This window comes from Nostoc sp. CmiVER01, assembly GCF_034531135.2.
Taxonomy (GTDB): Bacteria; Cyanobacteriota; Cyanobacteriia; order Cyanobacteriales; family Nostocaceae; genus Nostoc.
The window spans coordinates 128,804-150,335 of the sequence record NZ_JAVRBU020000009.1 but is presented as its reverse complement, the minus strand read 5'-3'; the positions used below and the strand labels follow the sequence as shown (position 1 = coordinate 150,335).

Below are 21,532 nucleotides of genomic sequence, written 5' to 3'. Positions count from 1 at the left end.
AAAAATTTATGAGTAACCCCCTTGTGCAAGCCTTTTTCGTAGGCAGAGCAGTAGCTGAAGTAGTTAATGAGCGTTTAGAGGTCGCCTTGACCGATGCTTTGAGCGATCTGGGCAAATTTGATGCAGAAGCTAGAGAGCATCTGCGCCAGTTTACAGACGAAGTTCTAGAGCGGGCAAATCGGGCAGCAGAAGCTGCTAATGGTGGCCAAAGTACTACAGGTACTGGACAAGGCAGTTCTGATTCTGGTGACTTACAAGCAGATATTGATGAATTACGAGCAGAAATTGCCCTGTTACGAACAGAATTGCAACATTATCGTAGAACTTCGGCATAAATTTTAGTCATTAGTCATTGGTCATTAGTCACTTGTACAGAGCTTTGCCGTTAGCGCAGCCTCTCCAAGAGTTGTATTGGTCAAAAATTATTATGTACAAATGACAAATGACAAAGGACATTAAAAAAAAGTTTAGGAATCAGGTGTCTTTTCTTTCAAGGAATTCGGTTGCAAACCAACGGTAAACAAAGTATATGGAACAAGGTTATTCAGATAAATCATACCGTTGGAATCGGGAACAATACTCTAGCAGACGGCGTTTTGTGGACATTTGGTCTTTTGTTTTGACCTTATTGTTCAAACTTTGGCGATACAACAAATCTTGGAGTTATCCGGGTGGTGTGACTGAGGCAAAGCAAGCCGCAAGACGCAAAACCCAAGCGGTATGGATTCGCAATACCCTGCTGGATTTAGGCCCAACCTTCATCAAAGTAGGGCAATTGTTTTCTACCCGTGCTGATATATTCCCTGGTGAATATGTAGAAGAACTAGCCAAGTTACAAGACAAAGTACCGGCATTTAGCTATGAGCAAGTAGAAGCAACCATTGAGAAAGAACTAGGCAAGAAAATTCCTGAACTCTTTCATAATTTTGAACCGATTCCTTTGGCTGCTGCTAGCTTAGGGCAAGTACACAAAGCTGTGCTACATAGTGGGGAATCGGTTGTTGTCAAGGTGCAACGTCCTGGACTAAAGAAGTTATTTGAAATAGATCTACAAATTCTTAAGGGAATTACCCGCTATTTTCAAAACCATCCCGAATGGGGACGGGGACGAGATTGGTTAGGTATTTATGAAGAATGTTGTCGCATTCTTTGGGAAGAAATTGATTATCTCAACGAAGGTCGTAATGCTGATACTTTTCGCCGGAACTTTCGCGGTTACGATTGGGTGAACGTCCCAAAAGTATACTGGCGTTACGCTTCGTCTAGAGTGTTGACTTTAGAATATCTCCCTGGAATTAAAATTAGCCAATACGAAGCTTTAGAAGCAGCAGGTTTAGATCGAAAGGCGATCGCTCGTCAAGGCGCTCAAGCCTATTTACTACAATTACTCAACAGTGGCTTTTTCCATGCCGATCCTCATCCAGGCAATATTGCCATTAGTACAACTGGTGCTTTGATATTCTACGATTTCGGCATGATGGGGCGGATTAAGTCAAATGTCCGTGAAGGACTCATGCAAACACTGTTTGGCATAGCCCAAAAAGATGGCGATCGCGTTGTTCAATCTCTGATCGATTTAGGCGCGATCGCCCCAACCGATGACATGGGCCCAGTCCGGCGTTCCGTCCAGTACATGCTGGATCATTTCATGGATAAGCCCTTTGAAAACCAATCAGTGGCAGCAATTAGTGACGACCTTTACGAAATCGCTTATAATCAGCCATTTAGATTTCCAGCAACCTTCACTTTTGTGATGCGAGCCTTTTCTACCTTAGAAGGGGTAGGCAAAGGTTTAGATCCAGAGTTTAACTTTATGGAAGTTGCCAAACCGTATGCAATGCAGCTTATGACCGATATGAATGGTTCTGAGGGGAATAGCTTTATTAACGAATTAAGTCGTCAAGCAGCTCAGGTAGGTAGTACCGCGTTTGGTCTGCCACGTAGATTAGAGGATACCTTAGAGAAGCTAGAACGGGGAGACATGCGCCTGCGCGTTCGGTCTATCGAAACTGAACGCCTATTGCGCCGACAGAGCAGTATTCAGCTCTCAATAAGCTATGCTCTGTTAATCAGTGCTTTCACCCTTTCAGCTACGATCTTAGTAGTTACCAATTATGTATGGTGGGCACTCGCACCTGGTTTAATTGCAGCAGGGCTTTCAGTGATCCTGATCAGACTACTTTTACGCCTTGACCGTTACGATCGTATGTATTAATTGTTGGTTGGTTGCAAAAATAATTTATGAAACTTAATTTCACGGGTTTTAGCGATCCGGGACTTATTCGTTCTAATAATCAAGATGCTTACTATATCGACCCAGAGGGACGATTTTTCGTTGTCGCCGATGGAATGGGTGGTCATGCCGGAGGTGAAGAAGCAAGCCGCATTGCCACTGGAGAAATTCAGGCGTATTTGCTGGCAAATTGGGAATCTTCTAAATCTTCCCAAGAATTACTAGAGCAAGCTTTGTGGGGTGCCAATGAAGCGATTTTGCACGATCAGCAAAATCATCCCGAACGCGCCGACATGGGTACAACGGTTGTAGCGGTAATTTTTCGCGCCCCAGAAACACCCTGGTGCGCTCATGTTGGCGATTCGCGCCTGTATCGCTTCCGAGACTCGCACTTAGAACAAGTCACAGAAGACCACACTTGGGTAGCACGGGCAATCAAAATCGGTGATATCACCTTAGATGAAGCACGATCGCATCCTTTTCGTCATGTATTATCGCGCTGTTTAGGGCGTGAAGACTTGCATCAAATTGATGTACAACCACTAGATGTCAAAGCTGGCGATCGCTTGCTGTTATGTAGTGATGGTCTCACAGAAGAACTTGTCGAACAGAAGATTGCTAGCTGCCTCCAAGACAGCCCTTGGCTTGATAAAGCCGCCATCTCTCTAGTTGAGGCTGCCAAAGACCACGGAGGGCACGATAACATTACAGTTGTCATCGTCTCACTCGACTAAATAGTTATTGGTCATTGGTCAAGAGTTACTTGGACAAGGGACAAAGGACAAATGACAAATCTGGTAGATATACTCAGCAATTTGTTCAGCATGAGCATTTTTACTTTTTACAATTTGATACAAATATTTTTAGCCTCTAAAGTGATTTAAAAGAGGCTAAATTTGCATAAATTGGTAGATTTACATCTTGCACCTAATAAGGTAGAGCAACTATAATTCACGCTTATTACCATCCATTCTCCAACCTCCTGAAAGTCCCAACCCTCCAAAGCTTCTTCCATATTGGGAGGAGACAAAATCTTAGTTTTTCTCAAACAAGGATAACTATGTAGGATTTAGGACAAAATTTGCTTATCTCCTCAAAGGAGATTTATGCAAAGCAAAAAGCAGTCAAGAGGTAGTCATATTTATCCAAGACCAACAGAGAATATTTTCCGGAATATGGCTTGGCTGACTTGGGTAGTATATCACTAGGATTAGGTGCAAGATATCAGAGCAGAAAAGTTCCACACTTTGGATGTGGGCAATGTGTCAAACACTTGTTATCTTTCGTAATACGGAGGAACAAATGTTGGACAGATATCAGTCCAAATATCATCCAATTTGGACTTCTGTAAGCGATATCACCTTTATTCTTTGTTTTTTCGGAGTTAATTATGAACCAACCAACGAAACTTTCCTTAGAACAGCAATTCAGCATCTGCTCATTTGCTACTCAGGTACAAAACATGAGCCACGATCAAGCTAAAGACTTTTTAGTAAAGCTCTATGAGCAAATGGTCGTGCGCGAGGCAACTTATCAAGAGCTTCTTAAGCACCAGTGGGGCTTAGATTCAGGTTCCACTATGGCATAGAGTCGTTCTACTGTCGCAGTGGGCGACCTCCTTCTCTTGCTTGGTTCCAAGGAGGAAAAGAGCTGGGGATGTCGGGGCGTCAACTTCGATAAACAATTTTCTAAACGTTGGACAAAAATTAAATTCCAAAAACTAACAATGAGTAAACTTTTCGACGATACATCTGCTAGAGTCTAAACTTACTTAAATCTTGTAGGAAAAATCTACTTTTGGCTTTAGACAGACTTTCTTTTGGTTCGTCTAATATGAAAATTAACCTGCGTAAATCTACAATCTCCCGGAATATATACACAGAAAGATTGAGAGAGAATTTAAATAGCCGTGATTTGGCAGCTAGTTTTTTCACTCTTTATACATATAACTAGAACTTACATCTTTATACATATTTTGTTTATAAAAGTTTACATTATTCAAGAAACACCCTTTAATTACATATAAGACATGTAACATAAAGAAATTATTCCTAGTTGGAAAGATCGTATGGAGAATCTGTATCAATACTTTCCAGTTTTGCGAGAATTTGAGGCTTAATCTTTTCATACTCACTTTTGAGTAAGCTTTTACTAATTTGCGAGTCGGCAGAAGAGATCAATGTATTGCTCATTGCAAGCCACTCTTGCAAACGTTGGCGCTGGGCGGAAGCGATGCTGGAATGTAAGATATGGGTACAGCGATTTGGTGTTTCTCGTGCAAAGAACAACAGACGATAATAACCTGTGTGCTGTAGTAACCGGGCAATTTCTTGACCAAGACTGGTTTTAAGATCAAGGTAGTAAGGTAACCATTTAGCGCCATGTTTGCGGTTGTAGATGACAGTAATCCATAGCAGCATGGGATGGGGAATAGAGATAAAAAGAAATTGGTTATAGCGGGTACAGAGTAAGCGCTTTTGAATTTCCTCTTGCGGTAGCATCACCCACAGAGCGGGTAAAAGCTCCCCATTGTTATTAATGGACTGGGGAAAAACAATATCGGCAAGTGGTTTATTTTGGGGCCAGGAAATAGCACGAGCGATTTCATCGTTTGCTGAGGATATCCGCGAATCACCTTTTGTCTTTTGTTCAAACTCATTGCTTACTTTAGTGGCAGGAACTAGCGCCTGGATGTCTTGCTTAATTTTGCGTGTATGCTCAGGCTGTTCTAGAGATGCTAAAACCTTAAGGATTTCAGTGATATTTTGGGGGCGATCGCGTGGTACTTTAGCTAGACAACTCATCACCAAATTTTCGATTTCTTTTGGTAATTCTAATCCGGGCGCAACCTCAGCAAAAGAACGTGGTTTTTGATAGTGATGTATTTTATACCACGCTCCAAAAGAGTGAGTTGATGGCGCCAGTGGCATTTTGCCTGTGAGCATCTCAAACATCATGACGCCCAAACTATAAATATCAGAACGATTGTCTAATTCTTTACCCTCCATCTGTTCGGGAGAAGAATAAGCCAATGTCCCCAAATAGAATTTTGTATGGTCGCCATCTGACTGTAATAATTTAGCAATACCAAAATCTAAAACCTTGACCAATTCTCCAAAACTGGGATCTTGAATTACCAGCATATTGCTTGGCTTAATATCGCGGTGGATAATTGGGTAAATATGACCCTCAACTGGGATGCCATCATGAGCGCACTGTAACCCCAGGCTGAGTTGACGCACCATACTCAAAAATCTTGGTAAAGGCAATCGTTGCTTGCGAATAATATTGTTCAGGCTTTGTCCTTGTAGGTATTCCATGACGTAGAACGGGGTATTATTGTCATCTACGCCATAGTCCATGACTCGGACAATGTGAATGCTTTTTTGCCCTAGTAAAGCACAGGTTTTTGCTTCTCGCTCAAAGCGGTCTTGCAATTGCATCTTTTCATTTTGGATTGATAGCGCTAGAAACTTAACCGCAACAGGTACACCTCCTAACAAAGTATCTTTAGCACGATAAACCCGACCCATTGCTCCAGTACCGATTAACTCCTGGAGTTGGTAGCGTTTGCTGAGTAAGCGACCAATGTTGGGGTCTGACATAGAGAATTTGAATCCAAAAGCAGGTTGTAAGTGTTTAGAAGGAAAAGTACATTCAAACTGATATTTGATTATTGTGCCTATAAATCACTTTCTAGGCTGATACCGCAAGGCAGAAGTCAAAAGGAGCCATTGCGCCCTTGCAGTGCCGACTTATAGCCCTACGGGGAAGTAAGCTACGCTCTTAGCGTTATGGCTCTCAAAAGTCAAAGAAATTGTATTCTGAGCTTCTTGCGCCATTTGAAATGGTGAACCAGCGCTGCGGGAGGGTTTCCAACGCCAGATGCTCCACTTGGGGAGACCCCAAGACCGCACTGGCTCCTCCACAGGCGACTGGTGTTAGCGTAGCGGTAGCGACGTAGGAGCGTCACCCGAAGGGTATATTTATTTCCGCGCTTGCTGTACTAGCTTTTTTCAGTCCTCTTTTAGAGATTGAAAGCATGATCTAGCCGTTTGCAACCGAGGCAGTTCTTACAACTGGTGCAACATGTAAGATCAAACAAGCAGAAAGGGTAGATTTATAATGAGGCTTTGTACCATTTTGCACTTTCATTGTGGTGTAATTTTAGTTTGCCCAATTTTGACTAAATAGATAACTCTAGGATCTACCAAAAAATTTAATTAGGTAGTACTACAATCACCATAGAGTTCTAAGAACTCAGTAATGAGTGTGGAGTTTTGAATATCAATAACGTCTTCAGGGACGACATGAAGTCGTGCTGGGCAGCTTTCATAAGCTCCAAACCCTCATGCCTTATAAATAATGCTCTAGCTTATTACGATTTATGACTGTTGTTTTAACGTGAATTCGACGGCTCATATAGTGTCAACCTAATTAGCCTTGCTCAAAAGACCTCTAATAAGTTTTACTACCCAAAATCGTCCCTATCCCAGTGGGAGAGGGAGGACTTAAACTAAAATTCAAGGGCAGGAGAGGTTCGTCAGACTCAGGTTATTTTAGTGAGCAGTAGTCTACAACAACTAAAGTTTTGCTTAATTTAGTAGTTTCCTCCTACCTCCAGCAAGGCTGTACTCTGCGTTTATTTTATAAGTAGGAATAATTAAACATACTTATTACCTTACCAGGTTTTTGACCTTCAAGCTGATTCTGACTACACAAAGATGGATTATTTATTTAAACAAATATGATAATACTAATTGCTAGTTTTTCGTTCTCTCTGTATGTTATAAGAAATGTCAAAAACTGATTTATTACCCATTACATAGTATTGAATTCGGCGTTCGATAATATTGTTTAATCGGGAAATAAAATCATAAAAGAAGTACGGATTTTTACCCATTTCTGTTAATGCTTTTAACCATTTCCCTTCCTTGAGAGGCTCTACAACTTGAAGGTAAGCTATATGTTTTTTATAGACTGAATTATTATAAGACATAGCACGCATTAAAGCTGGATTGTTTTTCACAACTTCTTGTTGCATGAAAGAATTACTAGCGTTCAAATATTGATTTAGACGTGACAATTGGCTTTTATGTACAAGAGATCCGGGGCGTGAGCGGTAGTAATAATAGGGTTTTGGCTCAAGGAAAAAGCGAGCACCTTTGATTAAGCATTTCATATCAATCCAAAAATCTTGACCCATCCTGATGGCATCATCGTACTCAATGCCGTGCTTAACCATAAATTCTCGTTTGAATAGAGGCTTGCTGATCCCAAGATGCAATCCTGGTTGTCCATAGACATCAGTTTCTACAAAATAGACGATATCAATTTGGAAAATTTTATCTATACTTTCTTCACTTTCTTGAATCAATGTACTCCAAGGAGATGTTTCGCCATCTTTGATTAAATAAAGATCGTCAGCAATCATATCTGCATTTTTTTCGTTTGCCAGTGAAACAAGCTTTTCCAATCTTTCAGGAGCATACCAATCATCTGAATCAAGCACAGCAATCCATTCTCCTTGGGCTGCTCTAAGGGCACGATTACGCGCAGCAGCAGCCCCAAGGTTTTGTTGATTAACTATTACTTTGAGACGTGGGTCAGTAAAACTTTTAGCGACTTCTACAGTTTTATCAGTTGAAGCATCATCGACTATGATAACTTCAATATCTGTGAGCGTTTGCTCTAAAACTGACTCTATTGCTTTCGCAAGATAAGCTTCAGTATTGTAAGCAGGGATAATTACAGAGACTTTAGGATTCATGAAACTGGACTCCAGACTACACGGTTCGGTAAAAATACTAAAAGTCTAAAGATAATTTGATAATTTCTTATTTAGTATACAACTCAGTAGGTCAGTGAGAATAAATGATGACTCGTTGAGGTCTAGCATGAGATATTAGGCTTTGAAGAAGCAGAAGCAGCAATAGATTAGCATTGTTTGAGCGGCAGGCTTCCAGCCTAGACAGACAACAGCGCTACTTTAGGTTGACTGACGCTCTAGGCTAGCTTCCATTGTGTTAGTTAAAAAATGACCAGCCAAAATGCCACTACTGAGGTAATATCTATCTTCCGAAATTCGGTGCAGGGTTTCAAAGCCACTACGACGCTGACGATCGCCTATTACCCAATAACGCTGCACAATAGTATCTAAACCAATCCAGCCTTCACCTTCAATCTGCCCCAAAATATTATGCTGGAGTAAAAAAGTATACTGACGCTCTCCCTCATGCAGCCGCCCTTTATATTGCAGAGAGATTTCTGAGCGCTCGCTACCAGGAAATATCAGTTTTGTAGCCATAGTAAACCAGTTATCTCGATTCCAAGCTACTAAGGTCATACCCTTGACACTGATTGGCATACCATTACGTTCCAACCAATTTCCTTGCATTGTCCAGCGTCCTGGTTCCAATAAAAAAGTATGAGCCACCTTCTATATTCCCTATTCCCTGTCTTGATCGAGTGCCGCCAAGACTACAGTTATAGCAGTGCTAAGTTGCGTTAGCGATAGCGGGGTATTGAGCCAGTGCAGAATGAAGAAATTTTTGATCTTGTTTATTGTTCCTATCTCAGCACTGAGTACTGACTTTGGTGAATTTCTCCCAAAAGCACTTCTTGAGGTGCCCCAGTCGCAGTAGGCAGGTTGCCAGGAATACCCAAAAGTCGCCAGTAGGCTAAAACTGCAAAGGCGATCGCTTCTTTAAAATCTGCACTTAAACCAACTTCATCTGTAGTCAAGACTGGTATTGATGGCAACAACAACTCTAATCGACGTTTCAAATAGAGATTGCGACTACCACCGCCACATAATAGTACCCTTTGTGGCATTTCTGGCAAAAAAGTACGGTAACTATGAACAATTGAAGCAGCTGTAAGTTCCGTGAGAGTTGCTAGTAAATCGGCAGCACTGAGTTGATATGCTTGGGCATCTTCTAAACACTGATGCAAGTAAGCTACACCAAATAACTCTCGACCAGTGGATTTAGGCGGGGGCAGATGAAAATAGTCTTGATTGAGCCATTGTTCTACCAATGGATCGCAAGGAGTACCACTTGCTGCCCAATTGCCATCTTCATCGTAAGTTTTAGCACCAGCGCTTAAATGCTCCACTGCTAGATCCAACAGACTATTTCCTGGGCCAGTATCCCAAGCGCGAATTTTTGAGAGCCAGTCGCCATACCGAGGTGGAATATAAGCAACATTACCAATACCACCAATATTTTGAATACAACGCCCTTCTTCAGGATGGCTGAGTAAATAGGCATCTACTCTGGGCACGAGAGGCGCACCATGACCACCAATAGCGATATCAGCAACGCGAAAGTTGCTCACTGTTGTAATGCCCGTAATATGAGTGATTAATTCACCGCGCCCTAATTGGAGACTGTAACCTAGTGGGGAGTGGGCAGAGACACGATTAATCGCGTCTGTACTAGAGAGTGGGGAGTGGGGAGTAGTTTTGTTTCTGATTCCCCTATCCGCAGGTGGTCGGTGATAAACTGTTTGACCGTGGGAGCCAATGAGAGTAGCTGGCTGATGACTAATTTGAATATTTTGGGCGGCTTGGGCGAAGACTTGGGCGATCGCATCATCTATTTCTGCTAATTCTGCCATTGAGATGGCAGAATTAGCACCAACTGCCAAGATTCTTTCTCTGAGTTCGGCTGGATAAGGATATGTTGCCCCGGCTAGCAACTCAATTTTAAGATCCAATTCTGTACCAGATATCTCAACCAACGCAGCGTCTATACCATCTACGGATGTGCCACTAATTAAACCGATAACGCGAGTAGAGACAGCAGCTTCTTCAGTTGGATGCATTGATCAAGACTGTTTTGTTGCAAGACGTAGTTTAATTCATCTTACTACCCATGTCAAAAAAACTCAGGTGGCATAGTTGACTAGAGAAACACAAATGGTTAGGGAAGGGTTGAGAAGCAGGCTACAGCTACCCGTCAAAGAAAATGCTATTTCTTTGAACCAGAAAGAAGAATTAAATTTATTACTTTAAATAAAAACCAAGATAATCTTGAGCGTAAGGTTGAAAAACTATTCAGCCAAGGAATATGCACAGGTTTTTAATAAATTGGTATAGCACAACGCCTCATGCCTTCTTTATCTAGAACCCTAAAAAGATGAACTGCCTGCAAATCACAAAATCGCACTTTTTATAAATAAAGTTTGTTTATAATTTACCACTGATAACTTTGCGCTTTCTACATAAAGTGATAAACATCATAGCAAATAATCACAGTGATTACACTTTCAAATCAGCAGTATATGTTACATTATTTGCCTAAGTATAATCAAATAGAAAAAGTAGTAATCCCTCTGATGTTGGAATCTAGAAGCACATCGCACAATGGGCATGAACACGAAAGATTTTAAAACGAGAAAGATTTGTAAAATGAAAAGTCTTTTAATTAAGTCCGCGATCGCTTCTGGTGTTGTTTTGTCTTTGGCTACTGTTACCCGCCCTGTAATGGCTGCGTCTTTTTCCATATCAATAGAAGAGGCAGGCAAACAAGCTGCAAATTACTCAAATCTTCTTAATTATAATGTACAAAATTTTGATGCTTCAACACTAGCAACAGGTTACAGTGCAACAGGCTTTCAATGGACTAATGTTGGTAGCTATACGAATACTTTAATCGTGGATAAAGACCAATATGGTGGTGCTGATGGAACAGGCAAATATTTTGACGTAGATACGAGCAGATCGGGTGGTCAGCAAACGGTTTCTACCTTAAATTTAACAACCGCACAAAGTTACTTTGGACTTTGGTGGTCTGCGGGAGACGCTAATAACGTACTTGAATTTTATTCAAAAGGTAATCTTGTAGAAAGAATTACCACTGCTGATGTGGTTAGTTATATCGCAAAGCTACCAAATAAAACCAGCTACTACGGTAATCCTAATTCAGCATTCAAAAATCAAAATTCTGGAGAACCCTATGCGTTCATCAACTTCTATGATGTTGCCGGAACTTTTGACCAGGTTAAATTCACCAATATTGGCGGAACTGGTTTTGAATCAGACAATCACACAGTCGCCACTGGCTACAAGAGTATCACAGGTAATGTCATTACAGCAGTTCCTGAGTCTTCTTCTGTATTAGGAGTTTTTGTGATTGGTTTTGTGGGTGCTGCTTCAGTTATGACTCGTCGAGTCAAGAAAAAGTCAGTTTTAGAATTGTCATAAGTCTAGCGGCTTGCAAATAAGACAATTTATGGTTCACATTAAGCATCTTTTGCACTTCTGATCAAATTTGCGGGAATGTCAATCTCAAGCGATCGCCACTTTCATACCACCGTTTTAAAGCAATCTTATTAAAGATACCAGTTGTAACTCAGTAAGATTTGCCTGATTTTCTCTGTGTCGTACTCCCAGGCTCGACTTCGCATAGTGTGTCGTAGGGAGGATTTCAGAAGTTCCAGCAATAAGTAAATATTAGATACAAGTTAGGGTGAGCTTACTTAGGTAAACTCGCCCTAATTCTTTTGCTATCTATTTTATGAGCAGCCACTCTACAACACTCAGACAATGCCCGGATTACCTCCTGCTTCAACTTGCAGGTGTCGTTATCACCCAGCCTATAGGCTTAACTGGGGATAAAGCTGATCCTAAAGCATACTTCTGAAGAATCGATATGATAGAAAAGTAGATAAAACTTAAAAAATATTTATCGAATGGTGCTTCAATCATCTGGCTTGTCCAAGGTCAAAGACTCAATAACACAAAAAATCTTCTTGGGTAATGAACCTAATGCAGAATTAATTGCAATTCTTACTGTTTATTTTGTCCAAGGAATTTTAGGATTATCGCGTCTAGCCGTTAGCTTTTTCCTTAAAGATGAACTGCTGCTGAGTCCAGTTGAGGTGTCGGCGCTGTTGGGAATTGTTTTCCTACCTTGGATGATCAAGCCGGTGTTTGGTTTCATCTCTGATGGCTTGCCTATATTTGGCTATCGTCGGCGTCCTTATTTGATTTTATCGGGGATACTGGGAACTGCATCTTGGGCGAGTCTTGCCACAATAGTTCATACTAGCTGGGCAGCTACATTAGCGATCGCTCTTGGTTCTCTTAGTGTCGCCATGAGTGATGTCATAGTTGACTCGCTAGTTGTGGAACGAGCTAGAGGCGAATCGCAAGCAAAAGCCGGTTCATTACAATCTTTGTGCTGGGGTGCTTCTGCGATCGGAGGTTTAATAACAGCATACTTTAGTGGTCTGCTGCTTCAATACTTTACTACCCGTACTGTCTTTGGAATTACCGCCTTATTCCCTCTCATCGTCTCAGGGGCCGCTTGGTTAATTGCTGAGTCTCCCGTTAACAAAGATCCTCAAGATAGTAATCAGACAAACCCTTTACCAATCAAACATCAATTGGGGCAGCTACGCCAAGCCATTAGCCAAAAAAGTATTTGGCTACCAACAGCGTTTATCTTCATCTGGCAAGCTACCCCAAATGCTGACTCAGCCTTTTTCTACTTCTCTACCAACGAACTTCACTTTGAACCAGAATTTTTGGGGCGGGTGCATTTGGTGACAAGTTTCGCTTCTCTAGCAGGTGTTTGGATTTTTCAACGTTTCCTCAAAAGCATCCCTTTTCGTGTGATTTTTGCTTGGAGTACCGTCCTTTCCTCAATTTTAGGGATGACGATGCTGTTGTTAGTGACTCACACAAACAGGCGGTTAGGTATAGATGACCACTGGTTTAGTTTGGGTGATAGTCTAATTCTCACTGTGATGGGGAAAATTGCCTTTATGCAAGTGATGGTGCTAACAGCAAGGCTTTGTCCCTCTGGTGTGGAAGCGACATTATTTGCCTTGTTAATGTCGGTCTTTAATTCAGCAGGAACGGTTTCTCATGCATTCGGGGCATTAATCACCTATTGGCTGGGCATCACCGCCACGAATTTTGAATCACTTTGGCTATTGGTGCTAATTACTAACCTCAGCACGTTGTTACCCCTACCATTTATCAACTGGCTACCGGCTGCTGAGGAAGAAACTGAGACATCAAAAGATGAGGAACAAGCGTTTTTGCCAGATTTGATGTCTGAGTTGGTACTGAGAGAACCAGAGTCGAAAATAGTCGAATAATGTAATAAATTTCACGCTAATTCGAGATAGTGCGCTGCGATCGCGTTGTAGTAACTAGCGGAATAAAGCTGCAAGTAAATTATTTCGAGCGGCTACCAATTTTTTTGCAAAATAACAAGAAAAAACAAAGTATATGTATTTGAAAAGTCAAGAAAGCCGAGTTAAAGAAAAATCCTACACCCGTGCAGACTGGCAAGGAGGATATCAATCTCTCCCTCAAGAGTTTGATTATTGGATTGATGATATAGAAGGGCAAATTCCCAAAGAATTACAAGGTACGCTGTTTAGAAATGGCCCTGGTTTGCTTGATGTGAATGGGCAACCTCTTCATCACCCGTTTGATGGGGATGGGATGATTAGCAAAATTACCATTACCAATGGTCGCGCTCATTTTCGCAACCGCTTTGTCCGCACAACTGGCTATTTGGCAGAACAAAAGGCGGGAAAAATTCTCTATCGCGGTACTTTTGGCACTCAGAAGCCTGGCGGTTGGCTAGCTAATATTTTTGACTTTAAAATCAAAAATATCGCCAATACAAATGTTATCTATTGGGGTGGTAAACTGCTAGCCCTCTGGGAAGCGGCGGAACCATATCGCCTCGATCCTTACACTCTTGAAACGCTAGAAAATGAATATTTTAATGGTGCTTTATCAGCAGGTGAAGCTTTCGCTGCACATCCCCGCGTGGAAAACAATTGTGACCAAGATGGGGGCGCACCTTGCCTGGTAAACTTTTCAATTAAGCCGGGATTATCTACCACAATTACTATTTTTGAGCTAAACTTAGCAGGTGAAATTATCAGACAGCACGCTCATAGTGTTCCAGGTTTCTGTTTCATTCACGATTTTGTTATTACTCCCAATTACTGCATATTCTTTCAAAATCCTGTCACCTTTAATCCCATACCTTTCGCTTTGGGAATACGTGCGGCGGGAGAATGTATCAAATTTCAGCCAAATCAGCCAACTCAAATCATAATTATTCCCCGCTTTCCTAAAGAAGGGCAAGAAGAGATAAAATTTCTGGAAACTAAGTCTGGTTTTGTCTTCCACCATGTTAATGCTTTTGAGGTAGGAGACGAAGTTTTGATTGACTCTATTTGTTACCAAAATTTGCCAGAAGTGGAACCCGAAAGCGATTTTCGACAAGTTGATTTTGAGGCAATTTCTCCTGGGCAACTTTGGCGATTTTGTCTGAATCTAAAAGATGGGACAGTCGGGGAGGAATTGATTGAGAGCCGATGTTGTGAATTTCCCAGTATACATCCGGCGAATGTGGGACGCCCTTATCGATATCTATATATAGGTGCGGCTCATGCAGAAACTGGTAATGCTCCCTTACAAGCATTGTTGAAAATTGATTTAGAATCTGGAGAAAGACAAATTTGGAGTGCTGCACCCCGTGGTTTTATTGGTGAACCGATTTTTGTCCCGCGCCCAGGTTCTGAAAAAGAAGATGATGGTTGGGTATTAGCTTTGGTTTATGATGCTGCCCATCATCGCTCAGATTTGGTAATTTTGGATGCTAATGATTTCTCTAAAGGCGTAATTGCTCGCCTACATCTCAAGCATCATATCCCCTATGGTTTGCATGGAAGCTTTACTTCTGAGGTTTTTGGGGAAATTTGATTGCCTATTTGGGTGAAACCATTTTTTCGCTAGCAATGATATGCAAATCTATATTTTTGAGCAAACGGACTAATTTTTGTGTCAAAGATCCTTTGAGTAACATTTGCCAGCGCGATCGCTGACTCTCTCCGATTACAATTTGGGTAATCCGATATTTCTCGGCGGTTTGGGCGATCGCATTTGCTACGTTACTGTTGGTAACACGAATAAAACTACCTTCAAATTCTTTACAGAGTTTCTCACAAGTGTGGATGTGCAAGCTTTCCTCTTTGGTGAGAAAACGTTCTGGATCGGCGACAAATAAGGTATAAAGCGGCGCGTTCATGTAGTTAGCTAGCCTCGCACCCCGGCGTAACAGCTGTACTGAGTTGGGATAAGTAGATATACACACCAAAACCCGCTCGTGAATATTACAAAATTGCCCATTGGGGGTAGTAGCGTTCGCATTTTCTTCCACATTGTCTGCCACTTCCCGCAAAGCCAACTCCCGCAAAGCAATCAGGTTACGCCGTTGAAAAAAATTATCCAGGGATTGTTGAATTTTTTCTGGTGCGTAAATCTTCCCTTCTAATAACCTTTCTTGCAGGGTTTCTGGTGTAACATCCACTACCACTATTTCATCTGCTTCATCCAAAATCCTATCAGGAACACGCTCACGGACTACCACGCCTGTAATTCTAGCTACTAAGTCATTGAGACTTTCCAAATGTTGCACATTCATTGTGGAGTAGACATCAATACCTGCTGCCAAAACTACTTCTACATCTTCGTAGCGTTTTTCGCGTGGGGAACCAGGGACATTTGTATGGGCAAGTTCATCGATTAGGGCTAATTGGGGCGATCGCTTTAAAATTGCATCTGTATCCATATCCGTTAGCGTCAACTCACCGCGAAGATATTGCTTACGGGGTACAATCTCCAGCCCCTCTGCCTTCTCATCTGTGTCCTTGCGTCCGTGGGTTTCTAAAAGCCCAACAACGACATCAAGCCCTTCGTGTTTAAGTGCATGTCCCTCTTCCAGCATCCGGTAGGTTTTGCCTACTCCTGGAGCCATGCCAATAAATATTTTATGCTTGCCCCGCCGCCGTCTTGGATAATGCGAATAACTTGCAGAATTTAAAGGTGCAGTACCAGCCGAACTAGCGTTACTTTTATCTGACATTTGAAAATAGGGAGTGGGGAGTGGGGGAGATGAGGGAGCAGGGGGGACAGGGGGACAAGGTGACAAAAGTTTAGAGCTTCCAACAAGTCTTTCCCCTTGTCCCCAATTCTCAAGAGTCCCCAAGTCCTTTTTCCCATGCCCAATGCCCAATTTACTAATTTGGCTGACGAGAAAAATCTTGCAAGTCAAGAGCATAATTCAATCTGAGAACATTGACTCCTGGCTCGCCAAAAATCCATAAAAACCTGCCATCAGTATATCTATTAATTAAACGTAGGATCTCATTTTCTTTTACTCCCCGCGCACCAGCAACCCGCGTCAATTGCTGCCGTGCTGCTTTCAAGGAAATATGCGGGTCTAAACCAGAACCAGAGGTATAAATCATATCAGCGATCGGTTGAAGATTTTCGTCTCGCAACTGGTTTGCCTGTTCTAGAATCCGTTTTAATAGTTCTGGATTGCTAGCAGCGAGATTGCTGGCTCCAGAGATGCCAGTTGGCTTGGCTTTTTTGCCTTGGCTATATCTAACAGTACTGGGACGAGAATGGAAATATCGATCAGATGTGAACAACTGACCAATCAAAGCCGAACCAATTGGTTCATAATTTTGATTCGGCATAATGCTGCCATTAGCTTGGTAGGGCAAAAAAACTTGACCCACTACAAGGATTATCAGAGGATAGATGATTGCAGTTAACAACCAAAGCATTAGAGTTATAAAAATTGCTCTAATAGTTTCTCGAATAATAGCCATAAAAGTTTTCCAATTGCTGCTAATATTTTATTTTTTACTGTCTTTAAGCCAAGCCCACAATTGTAATCAGTAAATCTATCAACTTAATGGCGATAAACGGCGCAATCACCCCACCTAAGCCATAAATTAAGATATTGCGTTCCAGTAGCTGATTAGCTCTCAGCGGCCTAAACCGCACACCCTTCAATGCCAACGGAATCAAAGCGGGAATAATCAAAGCATTATAAATCAGTGCTGATAAAACAGCAGAATTAGGGCTAGTCAAATTCATAATATTTAAGCTTTGTAAATTAGCAGCGACAAATATCACTGGGATAATCGCAAAGTATTTAGCAATATCATTAGCGATAGAAAATGTGGTCAATGCCCCGCGAGTAATCAACAATTGTTTGCCAATGCTAACTATATCGATCAGTTTTGTGGGATCGGAGTCCAAATCTACCATGTTGGCGGCTTCTTTGGCAGCTTGTGTCCCTGTATTCATAGCAACGCCGACGTTAGCTTGGGCTAATGCTAGGGCATCATTAGTCCCATCTCCTGTCATGGCAACTAGTTTACCTACTGCTTGTTCTTTCTTAATGACGCTGATTTTGTCTTCTGGTGTGGCTTCGGCGATAAAGTCATCAACTCCAGCTTCTTTAGCAATGACAGAAGCTGTAATCTGGTTGTCTCCAGTTACCATGATGGTATCTACTCCCATCCGTCGCAGTGCAAGAAAGCGATCGCGGATACCAGGCTTAACTATATCTTTGAGATAAATAACCCCATAGATTTCGTTATCTAAGCTAACTGCTAGGGATGTACCTCCCAGGCGAGAAACTCGTTCGTAGGTAGCATCCAATTCTGGTGTATCGCGTCCGTTGCGGGAACGGATGAATGCTTTAATGGCTTCTACTGCTCCCTTTCTCGCCTCATATCCACCAGGCAAGTTTGTACCACTCATGCGTGTTTTGCCAGAAAAATCAACTCCTTCTGCCTGGTTGAAGTCGAAATCAAACCTTGCGCCTAACTTTTCTGCCAGTCGGACAATGGATTTACCTTCTGATGTATTGTCAAATACACTAGCCGCCCAGGCAACATTAGCAATTTCTGACATTGAATGACCGTTGATGGGAATAAATTCTTCCGCCAAACGGTTGCCGAGAGTAATTGTACCTGTTTTATCAAGAACTAAAGTATTGATATCTCCACAAGCTTCGACTGCTCGTCCTGAAGTGGCAATGACGTTAAATTGGGCAACTCGATCCATCCCAGCAATGCCGATGGTACTTAGTAAGCCGCCAATGGTTGTAGGAATTAATGCTACTAATAGGGCAATTAAAACTGGCACGCTAACTGGACTGTTGACATAGTAAGCAAGTGCGGGTAGAGTTACTACGACTAACAAAAATACTAAGCTGAGAACTGCCAGCAATACTGTCAGAGCAATTTCATTAGGTGTTTTGCTGCGTTCTGCCCCTTCTACCAAGGCAATCATCCGGTCAATAAAGCCTTTACCTGGGTCATTAGTGATGCGGATAATTAATTCATCTGAGATAATCCGCGTTCCACCAGTGACGGAACTGGCAACGTCGGAACCTGATTCTTTTAATACTGGTGCGGATTCCCCAGTAATTGCCGATTCATCCACTGAGGCGACACCCATAATTACTTCACCATCGGCGGGAATGATATCGCCAGCCATGACGTAGATGTTATCGCCCTGTTTAAGGCTGGTGGATGAAACTTCATTAATTGTGCCGTCGGCAGCAATTTTTTTAGCGATCGCTTCTGATCTCGTTAATCGCAAGGCATCGGCTTGGGCTTTACCCCGCCCTTGGGCGATTGCTTCAGCAAAATTGGCAAACCAAACTGTAAAAAATAAAATCCCCGATAACAAGCCGTTAAAAACTTGCGGGTTCTTTTGCAGGGTTGGGCCAAATAGGTTGGGATCAATTGTTAGCAATAGGATGATGATTGTCCCTACCCAAACTACAAACATCACTGGATTTTTGATTGCATACTTAGGGTTGAGCTTGACAAAAGCATCTTTTATTGCCCTTAAGTACAGCCACTTATTAATTGTCCTGGCCTTTTTACGTGCTTGGCGGCGATCGCCAGAACGAGGATTTGGCCGTCTAGCTTTGAAGTTAGTTGCCACTTGATTTATAAATAAAGTTAGGAGTTACAGACGCTGATGAATCGCGTCTGTACAAAAGTTAGGAGTATCGCTGTCAAGCTAAATCTTGTATTCATTACGAGCTTCTGAACTCGGCACTTGAGCCTTTGAACTCGGAATTTTCAAAATTCTAAAAGAACAAGCGAAGATTTTGTTTGAGAGAATATGAAATTTAAGCTACATATCACCTTGACAGGGCTAGAGTTAGGAATTATTACAATACTGCTCGGTTAAGTTTAAAAAAGCACTACTTGGTAGGTTGGGTTGAGGAATGTAGCAACATCCCACAGAGTAAACCAACATTTTTAGGGCTTTATTGGGTTTCTTTCAACCCAAACTAAAAATCTACTTAACCGAGAAGTATTGGGAGTTATTAAGAACTTCCAATAAAAAACAGATCCAATCTGTAGAGTGCGCTACGCGATAGCTAACACACCCTATGAAACCGACGAAACCGGATAATTTATTTTTTAGTATTCTCTTACTATTCCAAACTTATAACTCATAACTCCTGTACAGACGCGATTAATCGCGTCTCTTTTGTCATAAATTTTTTAACTGCCAGATGCTAGTTTCATACTCTCGGCTATGGGGCCTAAAGCCAGAACGGGAAAGAAAGTCAATACTCCCAAAACTATTGTCACTCCAGCAGTGATACTAGTAAATACTAGAGAGTCCGTTCTTAGAGTACCAGGGGTTTCTGGAACTGGTTGTTTGCGAGACATGCCGTCAGCTAACAAAAGGATGGCAATTATCGGAATGTAGCGTCCTCCAATTAAGCTAACTATTGTACTCAAGTTCCACCAGATGGTATTATCCTTCAACCCTTCTAAGCCGGAGCCATTATTTGCTGCTGCTGAGGCATATTCATAAACTACTTGAGAAATACCGTGATAGCCACTGTTGCTAATTCCAGATAGGGAGATGGGATAAGCCAAGGCGATCGCACTGGGAATCAAAACTAGAATTGGGTGAATTAACAGCATGACGCTGGCGAGAACGATTTCTCGCTTTTCAATTTTGCGTCCTAAAAATTCTGGGGTGCGCCCTGCCATTAGTCCGGTTAGGAATACTGTGAGAATTAAGTAAATAAATAGGTAAGCTGTTCCTGTTCCCTGGCCACCCCAGATAACCTGAATAAACAAGTTGAAGAGTGTCGAAAATATTCCTTGCGGCATTAAAGAATCGTGCATCCCATTCACAGCACCAGACATAGTAGCGGTAGTCATAACTGCCCAAAATGCCGTTTGTGCCCAGCCAAATCGAACTTCTTTACCCTCTAAATTGGGCTGTTCTAATCCAAAAGCGTTATTAACAAGGGGATTACCTTGGAGTTCTCCTACGGCTGCTACTCCTACCAGAACTACAAAAATCACAAACACCATCCAAAAAAGTAGCCAAGCTTGCTTAATGTTGTTGGCAAATATACCGTAGGTGTAAATCAAGGCTGCTGGTATAGAAATCATGGCGATCATTTCTATCAAGTTAGAAGCACCATTGGGATTTTCAAAAGGATGGGCTGAGTTTACGGCAAAAAAGCCTCCGCCGTTGTCGCCCAAAAGTTTGATCATTTCAAAAGATGCTACCGGGCCTCTGGCAATATATTGCGTTCCACCTTCTAAGGTTCTCAGAACTAAAGTCTCTTTTAATGTTTGTGGTACACCTGCTATAAGCAAGGCGATCGCTCCAATAATCGAAATTGGCAGCAATATTCGCGTAATTCCACGGACAAGATCGACGTAAAAGTTTCCTAACTTTCTACCCGTCAACCCACGAATAAAAGCAATTCCCACGGCTAACCCGGTAGCTGCGGAGGTGAACATCAAAAATCCTAAAGCCGCTACCTGGCTAAAATAGCTTAAAGTTGTCTCACCAGCATAGTGTTGCTGGCCGGTATTGGTTACGAAGGAAATGGTTGTGTGCAGTAATACATCCCATTTGATAGCACCGAAGCCGTTAGGATTCCAGGGTAAGAGTCTCTGAAAATATATCAGGAAATACACTGAAATACCCATGAGCAAGTTACTAAAAACTACAGCCCGGATATACTGCAAACCCGTCATATCATCTTTCCTGCGGACACCTGCTAGTACGAACATACTTCGCTCTATCGGGTTCATTAGAAAATCAAGCAGTGTTCTTTCTCCCAAGAAGACACGCGCTATGTATTTACCTAGTGACGGAGTGATTGCTATGACAATACACAGCGTTAAGCCAATTTGCAAAAAACCTTGTCCCATATATTTCGCGCTCAATTAAATTTAAGTGCTAGCAAGCCAATTCTTAGAAATAACAGATTAACTGTTGGGGTATTTGATTTTGAGGGATTTGGTGATATTTTATGTCACCGTCATTTTTAAATCTGGATTTACTTTTTTCAGTTATTACTATCCAGATACTTATTCAATTTATTGTTAAGAATATTTAATTTTTTATGATTAATTCATTTATCTCGCTAGTTAGGATTATTTGTTTATACAATA

The 21,532-nt window shown here is 41.8% G+C and carries 15 protein-coding genes; 7 read left to right on the top strand and 8 right to left on the bottom strand.

Translation table 11 applies throughout. The features are described 5' to 3' along the window. Nucleotides 1-8 precede the first annotated feature (8 nt). The 4 genes from RMZ43_RS16930 to RMZ43_RS16915 all read left to right on the top strand — a co-directional run bounded on the left by RMZ43_RS16930 (nt 9) and on the right by RMZ43_RS16915 (nt 3,821). A complete protein-coding gene (locus tag RMZ43_RS16930; protein WP_322647208.1) occupies nt 9-335 on the top strand; it encodes a DUF6825 family protein in 327 nt (108 codons plus the stop codon). 194 nt (nt 336-529) lie between these two features. Next, a complete protein-coding gene (locus RMZ43_RS16925) occupies nt 530-2,215 on the top strand; it encodes an ABC1 kinase family protein (RefSeq protein ID WP_322647207.1) in 1,686 nt (561 codons plus the stop codon). A gap of 26 nt (nt 2,216-2,241) precedes the next feature. After that, complete coding sequence (locus RMZ43_RS16920) at nt 2,242-2,967, top strand: Stp1/IreP family PP2C-type Ser/Thr phosphatase (RefSeq protein WP_322652517.1); 726 nt, start codon at nt 2,242-2,244, stop codon at nt 2,965-2,967. A gap of 656 nt (nt 2,968-3,623) precedes the next feature. Further along, nucleotides 3,624-3,821: an NblA/ycf18 family protein gene (locus RMZ43_RS16915; RefSeq protein ID WP_190732564.1), complete on the top strand. Its 198-nt coding sequence runs from the start codon at nt 3,624-3,626 to the stop codon at nt 3,819-3,821. 463 nt (nt 3,822-4,284) lie between these two features. On the opposite strand, the gene RMZ43_RS16910 is transcribed toward RMZ43_RS16915, so the two are convergent. From RMZ43_RS16910 to RMZ43_RS16895, 4 genes are all read right to left on the bottom strand, one after another. Beyond that, nucleotides 4,285-5,838, bottom strand: a complete 1,554-nt coding sequence (locus RMZ43_RS16910; RefSeq protein WP_322647205.1) for a serine/threonine-protein kinase — start codon at nt 5,836-5,838, stop codon at nt 4,285-4,287. Between the two features lie 1,151 nt (nt 5,839-6,989). Then, nucleotides 6,990-8,003, bottom strand: coding sequence for a glycosyltransferase family 2 protein (locus RMZ43_RS16905; RefSeq protein ID WP_322647204.1), 1,014 nt, complete (start codon nt 8,001-8,003; stop codon nt 6,990-6,992). Nucleotides 8,004-8,222: 219 nt separating this feature from the next. After that, nucleotides 8,223-8,669, bottom strand: a complete 447-nt coding sequence (locus RMZ43_RS16900; RefSeq protein ID WP_322652516.1) for a hypothetical protein — start codon at nt 8,667-8,669, stop codon at nt 8,223-8,225. Nucleotides 8,670-8,803: 134 nt separating this feature from the next. After that, entirely contained in the window at nt 8,804-10,060 is a 1,257-nt protein-coding gene (locus tag RMZ43_RS16895; protein WP_322652515.1) for an anhydro-N-acetylmuramic acid kinase, read from the bottom strand. Nucleotides 10,061-10,646: 586 nt separating this feature from the next. On the opposite strand from RMZ43_RS16895, the gene RMZ43_RS16890 reads away from it, so the two are divergent. From RMZ43_RS16890 to RMZ43_RS16880, 3 genes are all read left to right on the top strand, one after another. After that, nucleotides 10,647-11,441, top strand: coding sequence for a hypothetical protein (locus tag RMZ43_RS16890; protein WP_322652514.1), 795 nt, complete (start codon nt 10,647-10,649; stop codon nt 11,439-11,441). A gap of 488 nt (nt 11,442-11,929) precedes the next feature. Beyond that, nucleotides 11,930-13,345: a folate/biopterin family MFS transporter gene (locus RMZ43_RS16885; protein ID WP_322647200.1), complete on the top strand. Its 1,416-nt coding sequence runs from the start codon at nt 11,930-11,932 to the stop codon at nt 13,343-13,345. 133 nt (nt 13,346-13,478) lie between these two features. Then, nucleotides 13,479-14,975 (top strand): carotenoid oxygenase family protein, encoded by a 1,497-nt coding sequence (locus RMZ43_RS16880; RefSeq protein WP_322652513.1) that lies wholly within the window; start codon nt 13,479-13,481, stop codon nt 14,973-14,975. A gap of 4 nt (nt 14,976-14,979) precedes the next feature. On the opposite strand, the gene RMZ43_RS16875 is transcribed toward RMZ43_RS16880, so the two are convergent. The 4 genes from RMZ43_RS16875 to kdpA all read right to left on the bottom strand — a co-directional run bounded on the left by RMZ43_RS16875 (nt 14,980) and on the right by kdpA (nt 21,289). Further along, on the bottom strand, nt 14,980-16,137 hold the full coding sequence (locus tag RMZ43_RS16875; RefSeq protein WP_322652512.1) for a universal stress protein: 1,158 nt from the start codon (nt 16,135-16,137) through the stop codon (nt 14,980-14,982). A 154-nt stretch (nt 16,138-16,291) separates the two neighbouring features. Beyond that, nucleotides 16,292-16,891: a K(+)-transporting ATPase subunit C gene (gene kdpC, locus RMZ43_RS16870; RefSeq protein ID WP_322652511.1), complete on the bottom strand. Its 600-nt coding sequence runs from the start codon at nt 16,889-16,891 to the stop codon at nt 16,292-16,294. A gap of 43 nt (nt 16,892-16,934) precedes the next feature. Beyond that, nucleotides 16,935-19,040: a potassium-transporting ATPase subunit KdpB gene (gene kdpB / locus RMZ43_RS16865; protein ID WP_322652522.1), complete on the bottom strand. Its 2,106-nt coding sequence runs from the start codon at nt 19,038-19,040 to the stop codon at nt 16,935-16,937. A gap of 563 nt (nt 19,041-19,603) precedes the next feature. Beyond that, on the bottom strand, nt 19,604-21,289 hold the full coding sequence (gene kdpA, locus RMZ43_RS16860) for a potassium-transporting ATPase subunit KdpA (RefSeq protein ID WP_322652510.1): 1,686 nt from the start codon (nt 21,287-21,289) through the stop codon (nt 19,604-19,606). Nucleotides 21,290-21,532 lie beyond the last annotated feature (243 nt).

Bases quoted from the DNA above. Each gene is read 5' to 3' on its own strand.
- RMZ43_RS16930 (WP_322647208.1), top strand. From the start codon at position 9: ATGAGTAACCCCCTTGTGCAAGCCTTTTTCGTAGGCAGAGCAGTAGCT.
- RMZ43_RS16925 (WP_322647207.1), top strand. From the start codon at position 530: ATGGAACAAGGTTATTCAGATAAATCATACCGTTGGAATCGGGAACAA.
- RMZ43_RS16920 (WP_322652517.1), top strand. From the start codon at position 2,242: ATGAAACTTAATTTCACGGGTTTTAGCGATCCGGGACTTATTCGTTCT.
- RMZ43_RS16915 (WP_190732564.1), top strand. From the start codon at position 3,624: ATGAACCAACCAACGAAACTTTCCTTAGAACAGCAATTCAGCATCTGC.
- RMZ43_RS16910 (WP_322647205.1), bottom strand. From the start codon at position 5,838: ATGTCAGACCCCAACATTGGTCGCTTACTCAGCAAACGCTACCAACTC.
- RMZ43_RS16905 (WP_322647204.1), bottom strand. From the start codon at position 8,003: ATGAATCCTAAAGTCTCTGTAATTATCCCTGCTTACAATACTGAAGCT.
- RMZ43_RS16895 (WP_322652515.1), bottom strand. From the start codon at position 10,060: ATGCATCCAACTGAAGAAGCTGCTGTCTCTACTCGCGTTATCGGTTTA.
- RMZ43_RS16890 (WP_322652514.1), top strand. From the start codon at position 10,647: ATGAAAAGTCTTTTAATTAAGTCCGCGATCGCTTCTGGTGTTGTTTTG.
- RMZ43_RS16885 (WP_322647200.1), top strand. From the start codon at position 11,930: ATGGTGCTTCAATCATCTGGCTTGTCCAAGGTCAAAGACTCAATAACA.
- RMZ43_RS16880 (WP_322652513.1), top strand. From the start codon at position 13,479: ATGTATTTGAAAAGTCAAGAAAGCCGAGTTAAAGAAAAATCCTACACC.
- RMZ43_RS16875 (WP_322652512.1), bottom strand. From the start codon at position 16,137: ATGTCAGATAAAAGTAACGCTAGTTCGGCTGGTACTGCACCTTTAAAT.
- kdpC (WP_322652511.1), bottom strand. From the start codon at position 16,891: ATGGCTATTATTCGAGAAACTATTAGAGCAATTTTTATAACTCTAATG.
- kdpA (WP_322652510.1), bottom strand. From the start codon at position 21,289: ATGGGACAAGGTTTTTTGCAAATTGGCTTAACGCTGTGTATTGTCATA.